The sequence below is a fragment of the Polaromonas sp. DSP2-3-2b2 genome (assembly GCF_049895905.1).
GTDB lineage: Bacteria > Pseudomonadota > Gammaproteobacteria > Burkholderiales > Burkholderiaceae_C > Polaromonas.
Window position 1 is genome coordinate 1 of record NZ_JAFCTH010000044.1, and the last position, 7860, is coordinate 7860.

Consider the following 7860-nt stretch of genomic DNA (forward strand, 5'->3'; position numbering starts at 1 on the left):
CGGTCGCGGCCAGGGCGCGCGGGCGGCTGCGCTTTTGCGCTGCACGTTCCGTGCGCCGATGGGCCAATTGGCCCTCCTGTCGCAGCAGCCGGTACATCGTGGACTCCGAGGCCACATAGACGCCTGTGTCGGCCAGGCGAGGCACGATTTGGCTCGGCGGCAAGTCCTTGAACACTTCGCTGTTGAGCGTGCCCATCACGGCCTGGCGTTCTTCTTCACGTAGCTTGTTGGGCGGACACACGTAACGCCGCTTGCCCGAAGGGCGCTGGTCGCCCTCGGCCGCCTCAGAGCGCTGCCAGCGCTGCACGCTGCGGCACGACAAGCCGATCTGGCGGCAAGCCGGCTCCAAGCGCGCCCCGGCGGCGCAGGCTTGGGTTATCAGACCGAGCAACTTTTGGCGCTGCTGGACGGACGTCATTTGTCCGCGCCCTCCAGCAGCGCCTGAAAGTTTTTTTGCAGCACCAGCAGTGCCGCTACCTCGGCCAGCGCTTTTTCCTTGCGCCTGAGCTCACGCTAGAGCTGCTCGTGCTGGCGCTGCAGCTCGCGAAAGGCGCCGCTCGCCTCGCGCGAGGCGGGCACAGCAGGCGTGCAAAACTCCTGGTGCCACTGCGCCAGCTGATGCTCGAACACGCCATGCTCGCGACACCAGCCGGAGCGGGCCATGTCGTCCAGTGCATAGCTCTGCTGTAGCGCCATCAAACGCTGTGCGGGCGACCAAGCAGTCGCTGGGCCGTCCAGTGCAGCAGTTGCAGCGGGCACCCGGTGGGCTATCGTGCCGGTTTTCTTGCTTGCGCTTTGCAGCCACTTCCTGAGCGTGCCGGCGGACATGTTGAGCTCGCTGGCAATGCTGATAACGGAACGCGTGCCGCGATGCCTGGCTTTGAGCAGTGCCTGCTCTTTGAATTCGGGTGAGTGATGTGAATGCGGTGTTCTGGTCATGAAATGAAGCTGCCGGGCAGTTAGCCATCGAAGAATTGGATGCGACAACAATTCTGACACCCGGGGCTAGGCCGCATGAGCGGCATATGAACCAATTCGCGCCTGTTTAAATCCTTCTGGCGCCCAGACTCCTAGGGCTGGCTCATAACTTGTAAGTTATGAGCTACCGGTGGCTACCAAGGAAAGGCTTATAAATCCAGGATCAAAAGACAATGCAACGGGTTTTGAGCCTGGCTCGTTGTTGGACTGCTAACTTTTGAGCGCACAAATGTGCATCATCGCCTGCTACCGGCTCTGGTCCTATGATCAGCGTAGACTTTGACTGCGCCAGCTTGCTCAAAAGGGCAGGGCACCTGCTGGGTGGGGAGGAAAGTGAGAGACGTGTTGACTCGATACACCATCCATGACTGAGCGCGATGCACTGGCGGCGTTGCAGGCGGAAAACAACCGCTTGGTTAGGCTGCTGGAGCAGCATGGCCTCGAATGGCGACTTGCGCCTCAACAACCTCCCTGCACGGCTTCGACTGAAAAGCCTGCAGGTCTCGTTCGTTATTCAGCCAGTGCCAAGGTCGCCATGTTTCGGCGCCTGTTTCGTGGCCGAATCGATGTTTATCCTGTGCGCTGGGACAGCAAAGCCAGCGGCAAGTCGGGCTACGCGCCAGCCTGCGCCAATGAATGGCAGGCAGGCGTTTGCGACAAACCTCGCATCAAATGCGGCGACTGCGCCCATCGATCGCTCATACCGCTGACCGATCAGGTGGTGTATGAACACCTTGCCGGCCAGCACACCATCGGGGTGTATTCACTGCGGGCAGATGACACTTGCTGCTTTCTTGCCGTTGATCTGGACGAAGCGCAGTGGCAGGAAGACGCCTTGGCCTTCATGCGGTCATGCCGTGACCTGGGCGTCCCGGCGGCCCTGGAGATCTCCCGTTCCGGCAAGGGGGCGCACGCATGGGTGTTTTTCAACGGCAACGTAGCGGCCCGCGATGCCCGCCGCCTGGGTGCCGCCATCATCAGTCATACCTGCACGCAGACCCGGCAACTGAAGCTGGCGTCCTACGATCGCCTGTTTCCGAACCAGGACACCATGCCCAAGGGTGGATTTGGCAACCTGATCGCGTTGCCGCTGCAAAAGAAGCCGCGCGACAATGGCTGCAGCGTCTTTGTCGATGAAGCGCTCAACCCCTATTCCGACCAGTGGGCGTTTCTGGCATCCATCAAGCAGATGGAGCCCGACAATATCGAGCCCACCATCTTACGGGCGACAGGCGGCGCGCACCCGCTCGACGTGACCTTTGTGGACGATGAGGACCTGGCCACTCCCTGGGTGCCGGCCGTTCCCGCTACGCTCAAACTGCCTGGGGAGATGCCTACGTCCCTGGCGGTGACGGTGGCCAATCAGGTTTATTTTGAAAAGGCTGCGCTGCCTCAAGCCCTGGCCAACCGGCTGATCCGCCTGGCTGCGTTCCAGAACCCCGAGTTCTACAAAGCGCAGGCCATGCGCATGTCGGTGTGGGACAAGCCCCGCATCATTGGCTGCGCGCAGAACTATCCCCAACACATGGCCTTGCCCCGTGGCTGCCTGGAGGCTGCGCAGGCACTGCTGCAGGAAAACGGCATTGCGTGCGAGTTGCATGATGAGCGCTGTCGGGGTCAGATCCTTGACGTCAGCTTCAAGGGAACCCTGCGCCATGACCAGGAGGCTGCGGTCGCAGGCCTGTTGCCCCATGACACCGGGGTGCTGTGCGCGCCGACGGCGTTCGGCAAGACGGTCCTGGCCGCCGATCTCATTGCCCGCCGGGGCGTCAACACCTTGATTTTGGTGCACCGCACGGAGTTGCTCAAGCAGTGGCAAGAACGCCTGCAGACCTTCCTGGGCGTGGACAGGGAGGTGATCGGCGTCATTGGGGGCGGCATATCCAGGCCCACTGGCCAGATCGACATTGCCATGATGCAGTCGTTGTCCCGAAAAGGCGAAGTCAACCCTCTGGTAGCGCACTACGGCCAGGTAATCGTTGACGAATGCCACCATGTCGGGGCCTTGAGCTTTGACGCGATACTCCAAAAGGTCAAGGCCAGATTTGTCCATGGGCTGACCGCCACGCCCATTCGCCGCGATGGGCAGCAGCCCATCATCTTCATGCAGTGTGGTCCGCTGCGCTACACGGCAGCCCTGTCGTCGGGCGCGCCGCATGATCTGGAAGTCTCGCCACGCTACTGCCAGGCACGCATCGACATCACTTCGGCCTTTGGCATCCAGGAGGTCTTCCGCCATCTGGCGAACGACCAGGTCCGAACCGAAGCGATTGCCTTTGAGATCCAGGGCGCCTACCGGCAAGGCCGAAAAGTGCTGGTGCTGACCGAACGCACCGAGCACCTCGATGCGATCCTGGCGGCCCTCGAAGGCAAGGTGCCACCGCCCTTTGTGCTGCACGGCCGGATGTCCAGGAAACAGCGCGCTGAACTGATTGCCGCGCTGGATGAGCTGCCAGCCGATGCCCCCCGCATCCTGCTGGCCACGGGCAAACTGGTCGGTGAAGGGTTCGACCATCCCGCGCTGGACACCTTGGTGCTGGCCATGCCGGTATCGTGGAAAGGCACCCTGCAGCAGTACGCCGGTCGTCTGCACCGTGACCACGCGAGCAAGACCGATGTACGCATCGTCGACTTCGTGGACACAGGTCACCCCGCGTTGCTGCGAATGTGGGACAAGCGCCAGCGTGGCTACCGGGCGATGGGTTACCGGATGGCCGAGGCGACGATCAACCCAGTGCCGGCACAGATGCGGCTGCAATCTCTGGACGCCAACTGAAAACGGGTGGGTGGTGGAATGGCCTGGAGAACTCGGCAGGGCTGGCCTTGCCGGCCCGGTGTGCTACTGCCTGGGCATGCGGTCCAGCTGTTCGGCAGACCTGCGCAGGCCCTCGAAGATGGATACTGCGACTTTTTCAGGAAAGCCGGCAGGCAGCTTGCTCGCGACGTTGTCGATAGCCGCCGGGGTGCGTTCGAGCACCTGCCCGATCAGGTCTTCCGCGTCTGGCCGCTGGAAGCACCTGGCAGCCGTGCTGTTGAAGTGCCGCCGCTGGACATCTTTGAAATGGTAATGCTTGTTCTTGCCCAGCAGCGCCATCGCCAGCTTGGCCTTGTGCAGCGAGAACTGGCTCGCGCCGCGGCCTTCCACGGGCCAGATGGACATCACGTCGTACAGCGGCGTCAGCGCATAACGGCCCTGGGGCAGCAGGCGGATGCTGAAATTCTTGGCGTGGCCGTCGGGTGCGGCCAGCATCCAGAACAGCACCTGGGTTTTCAGCAGCGTGGCCAGGTCCTGTTCGGCGTGCACCGAGCCGCTGAGCACGCCGGCCAGGTCCGCCAGACCGGGCCCGCCATCGCTTTCATACTTCAGGTGCGACGGCACGCCCTTGACCTGGCAGAAATCCTCCTGCGGCAGGCGCATCAGCCACGTGCCGGAGGAGTGCAGCCGGCGGTCGAACCGCTCCACGCCGAGCACTTTCTGGCGGCCGAACGTGAGCAGGGCGGTGCTGGCCACCGGCAGGCCATACTCGGCGAGCAAGTGCATGCACAGCCACTCGTTCTCCACCGAGGTACTGAAGTCGGCCTGGCGCTGGCCCACCAGGCCGAGCGGCAGCTTCAGGATATGGGTGGTCGGCGTCGAGCCGTGGGGACGCATCCAGGCGCCGTCATGCCAGAGCAGGGCGGTCTTTTCCTGGGCGCCGGCCAGCGAGATGCGCAGTTCTTCGCCGTCGTCGAGGTTGGACAGGGGCCCGGCGCTCGTCGTTTGGGCAAGAAGCTTCTCGATCTCATCTTCACGTAGCGGCGTGCCGGTGATGCGGGTGATGTCCGTGGGCGTCTCGTCCACGCCGAGCAGCTGGACCGCGCCCACGCAGTCCCTGCCGATGGCCTGCAGCAGATCAAAAGCCCCGGCGCTTGAGGTTTTGAAGCGCGCAGCGAGCCGCCTGCGGATCGGTTCACTGTCGGGCAGCAGGTTGTCGAAGAAGTTGTGCACTCGCTCGCCCCTGAGCGCCTGCTCGCCGGTGTAGGGCAGCGACAGCGACAGCGGGCGTCCGCCCGGCGAGTTCATCCACTCGGCGTCGTAAGTGAATTCCATGTCGCCACGTGTCGGAAGGCTCCAGGTGCCGACGCGTTGGCCATTGGTCCACACGGACAGGGCGCGCGAATGGGATCTGCGGCCCATGGCCTACCACTCCGGCTCGGTCAGGGCTGTCTCGCTGCGGTCGTCATCCGGGCGCCTCTTGGTCTGCACCAGCAACTCCAGGCGCAGCGCTGAGCACATGGCGAGCAGTTGCGCCAGGCTGATCGAGCCCGGGTCGAGCTCCATCGCAGACATCCGGCTTTGGCTGATGCCCAGGCGGCGGGCCAGGGCAGTCTGGGACAGTCCGGCCGATTTGCGGGCCGCCTGCAGCAGCGGGCCTGCCTGGTCGGCCACGGACAGGATTTGTTTCATGCAGCGTCTCGTGGTCAGGTGGGCGGCGTCAGAAAGACAACCAATATTTGCAAAACAGGTACTTGCATTTTACCTGTTTTGAAGGTATTTGCAAAATATCAGCTAGAGAGGTAATGACTGCCGAATCTTTTAATAAAAACTTCCGCGCTTAGATTCCGGTCATCTCTTGGGGACACCGATGACTTGTTCAGTGTCAGCGTGCGAGTAATTGTCATTGCGCACCATCGACTGGCAAACACGGCTCACGGGAAAAGTCCCCAGGGCCATGGGTTTTATGAAAGAAAGAGTGGTTTTGTGCGAAGGGTACCAAGAAACCGGTCAGGCATCAGGTACACAGAAATTCTTAACGTAGTTAACATAACATAAATCGTGGAATATATATGCTTCGTGTTGTTAACGGTTTCTTTCATTATGTTGAGTGCAATACCGAAGCTCCATCCGCGCACGATTGACGAGTTGCCCATTGTCACGCGTCATAACAGCTCCAACGCAAAGCATCACCGCCTGAAAATGCGCCTGATTCCAACCGCTCCGTGACGCAGGACGTCAGAATGTGGGGAATTCAGCAATGATCACCCCCCACGATCTAAAAGACGGTATCGCACCAATGACTGAACCATTGAATCCCGAGTTTGACGAACAGCGCTTGAACGAAGAGCGGACGGCCTGGTGCCAGGCTTACGTTGCGGTCTGGGCGCAGCTGTCCAAGGGCAGTTATGACTGGCAAGCGGTGGAGAACGCAGCCGACGAGCACTGGCAAAGAAGTCCGCAAAGTGACCCTGTGCAAATGGCGGCCGTTGAATTCACGAAGTAGGTGGCGATCGATGCTGCGCAGAATCGCGCGCCAGCTCGAACGATGGCTGTGCTTCAAAAATGAACCAGCTTCATGAATGCGAAATGGACTGCTCAGAAACCCTCAGGTCTGCGCCACCACTTGCGTTACTGCTCACCCGGCCGGAAATCGATTTGCGTGAGCGCCTGCGCCACAGCGGCTGCATCCACAGGCCGAACCAGGCGCGCCACTTCCTTTCCATGGTCCAGAAAAATCAAGGTCGGCCATAGTTTCACACGGTACGATCGGCCCAGCGGCAGGCCGCTGCCGTCTTCCACCTTGAGATGCCTCACCTTGGGATGCCCGGCCAGCGCGGCCGATACCACCGACTCTCCAGCGCGGCAATAGCCGCACCAGTCCGTGCCGAATTCCAGCAAGGTGGCGCCCGGCATGGCCTCTATGGCTTGACGGGTCGGAGCTTGAGCAGCATAAGGCAGTGCAGATGGCATGGTGTTGGGATATCCTGAAAGACGCGTTTCATAGAACCCGAAAATTCTTTTGCATCTGCGCTGACTTCATTGGGCGCAAACACAGCCCATGCTAAATTGAAAAGCCAACAAATGCCAGACCACACACGCACGAGTTACTTGCGCCTGCTGCTTCACACCAGGCGCCACCCTTGCGCCATCTTGTTGGTTGTGCAGTTGCTGGGCATGCTGCTGTACCCTTTTATCGAGAACACCGAGGCGGGGCACATTGGCTTCAATGTCTTTGGCATCGTTGTGCTGGGCATCACCACCGGCATGGTCAGGCGCACCCCCGGCTTGGCCTGGATCAGCGCCGGCATTGCCGGCCCCGTCATTGTGCTGCTGGTGTTGCAAATGGCGTTTGGCATGCGGGCGCTTTTGCCCTGGTCATCGGGACTCGAAGCACTGTTCTACTTTTATGCGGCAGGCAGCTTGATTGCCTATATGTCGGAAGATCGCCACGCCACGACGGACGAATTGTTTGCTGCGGGTGCCACGTTCACCTTGCTGGCTTGGGGTTTCACGCATCTTTTCGTCCTGACCCAGGCGCTACAACCCGGCACCTTTGCGGCGGCCATCAATCCAGCGGACCCGAGAAGCTGGACCCAGCTGAACTACTTGAGCTTTGCATTGCTATCGAGCACCGGTATCGGCGATGTGATTCCCCTGACGGCCCATGCACGTGCGCTAGCCAGTGTGGAAATGTTTGTGGGCTTGATCTACCTGGCCGCCGTGGTCGCGCGACTGATCGGGTTCACGGTACAGGCCAACAAATAACGCCTTGATCCTTGAACGGTGACTGCTGGCGAGTGCGAAGCAAGGGCTTGGAACCACGACACTTGCGGCTTGCGCGGCTAGACAGACATCGATGGCCGCTGGGCCATCGCCGCTCGCCAGCGCTGCAGGTGCGGGTGTTGTTCGCCTGGCTTGATCCTCACCACGCGTGCAAAGTCAACGGCCACCACCGCAGTGATGTCGGCCACGCTGAAGCTGTCGGTGGCGATGAAGTCGCGCCCAGCCAGGCGGTCGTTGAGTATGACAAGGAACTGCTGCACCCTCGCCAGGCCGCGCTGCGCCAGTTCGGCAATCTGCGGGTAGTCCACCGGCCCGGGCAGTGCCCGGTTGGCCATGCTTGG

General features: G+C 61.2%; 8 protein-coding genes and 1 pseudogene. 3 read left to right on the forward strand and 6 right to left on the reverse strand.

What is annotated here, in order from left to right:
- Together ACP7AD_RS18290 and ACP7AD_RS18295 are read right to left on the reverse strand one after the other, a co-directional pair.
- Positions 1 to 418: pseudogene (locus ACP7AD_RS18290) on the reverse strand (IS3-like element ISGur6 family transposase); the annotation flags it as partial.
- 95 nt (positions 419 to 513) lie between these two features.
- A complete protein-coding gene (locus ACP7AD_RS18295; RefSeq protein ID WP_426166378.1) occupies positions 514 to 939 on the reverse strand; it encodes a transposase in 426 nt (141 codons plus the stop codon).
- A 403-nt stretch (positions 940 to 1342) separates the two neighbouring features.
- On the opposite strand from ACP7AD_RS18295, the gene ACP7AD_RS18300 reads away from it, so the two are divergent.
- On the forward strand, positions 1343 to 3754 hold the full coding sequence (locus tag ACP7AD_RS18300; protein WP_426149185.1) for a TOTE conflict system archaeo-eukaryotic primase domain-containing protein: 2412 nt from the start codon (positions 1343 to 1345) through the stop codon (positions 3752 to 3754).
- A 63-nt stretch (positions 3755 to 3817) separates the two neighbouring features.
- Here ACP7AD_RS18300 and ACP7AD_RS18305 read toward each other — a convergent pair whose 3' ends face one another.
- A complete protein-coding gene (locus ACP7AD_RS18305; protein WP_426149184.1) occupies positions 3818 to 5155 on the reverse strand; it encodes a type II toxin-antitoxin system HipA family toxin in 1338 nt (445 codons plus the stop codon).
- 3 nt (positions 5156 to 5158) lie between these two features.
- Complete coding sequence (locus ACP7AD_RS18310) at positions 5159 to 5425, reverse strand: helix-turn-helix domain-containing protein (protein ID WP_426149183.1); 267 nt, start codon at positions 5423 to 5425, stop codon at positions 5159 to 5161.
- A 568-nt stretch (positions 5426 to 5993) separates the two neighbouring features.
- Here ACP7AD_RS18310 and ACP7AD_RS18315 point away from each other — a divergent pair.
- On the forward strand, positions 5994 to 6239 hold the full coding sequence (locus tag ACP7AD_RS18315; protein ID WP_426149182.1) for a hypothetical protein: 246 nt from the start codon (positions 5994 to 5996) through the stop codon (positions 6237 to 6239).
- 125 nt (positions 6240 to 6364) lie between these two features.
- Here the strand turns inward: ACP7AD_RS18315 and ACP7AD_RS18320 are convergent, their stop codons facing one another.
- Positions 6365 to 6706, reverse strand: coding sequence for a thioredoxin family protein (locus ACP7AD_RS18320; protein ID WP_426149181.1), 342 nt, complete (start codon positions 6704 to 6706; stop codon positions 6365 to 6367).
- Positions 6707 to 6817: 111 nt separating this feature from the next.
- Between ACP7AD_RS18320 and ACP7AD_RS18325 the strand changes: the two genes are divergently transcribed.
- Positions 6818 to 7501 (forward strand): ion channel, encoded by a 684-nt coding sequence (locus tag ACP7AD_RS18325; RefSeq protein WP_426149180.1) that lies wholly within the window; start codon positions 6818 to 6820, stop codon positions 7499 to 7501.
- 77 nt (positions 7502 to 7578) lie between these two features.
- Here the strand turns inward: ACP7AD_RS18325 and ACP7AD_RS18330 are convergent.
- Positions 7579 to 7860, reverse strand: a 282-nt coding sequence (locus tag ACP7AD_RS18330) for a glutathione binding-like protein (RefSeq protein ID WP_426166381.1), incomplete at its 5' end; no start/stop codon positions are given.

What these genes read in the sequence shown, in the direction of transcription:
- ACP7AD_RS18295 (WP_426166378.1), bottom strand. Translation starts at nt 939, where the DNA reads ATGACCAGAACACCGCATTCACATCACTCACCCGAATTCAAAGAGCAG.
- ACP7AD_RS18300 (WP_426149185.1), top strand. Translation starts at nt 1,343, where the DNA reads ATGACTGAGCGCGATGCACTGGCGGCGTTGCAGGCGGAAAACAACCGC.
- ACP7AD_RS18305 (WP_426149184.1), bottom strand. Translation starts at nt 5,155, where the DNA reads ATGGGCCGCAGATCCCATTCGCGCGCCCTGTCCGTGTGGACCAATGGC.
- ACP7AD_RS18310 (WP_426149183.1), bottom strand. Translation starts at nt 5,425, where the DNA reads ATGAAACAAATCCTGTCCGTGGCCGACCAGGCAGGCCCGCTGCTGCAG.
- ACP7AD_RS18315 (WP_426149182.1), top strand. Translation starts at nt 5,994, where the DNA reads ATGATCACCCCCCACGATCTAAAAGACGGTATCGCACCAATGACTGAA.
- ACP7AD_RS18320 (WP_426149181.1), bottom strand. Translation starts at nt 6,706, where the DNA reads ATGCCATCTGCACTGCCTTATGCTGCTCAAGCTCCGACCCGTCAAGCC.
- ACP7AD_RS18325 (WP_426149180.1), top strand. Translation starts at nt 6,818, where the DNA reads ATGCCAGACCACACACGCACGAGTTACTTGCGCCTGCTGCTTCACACC.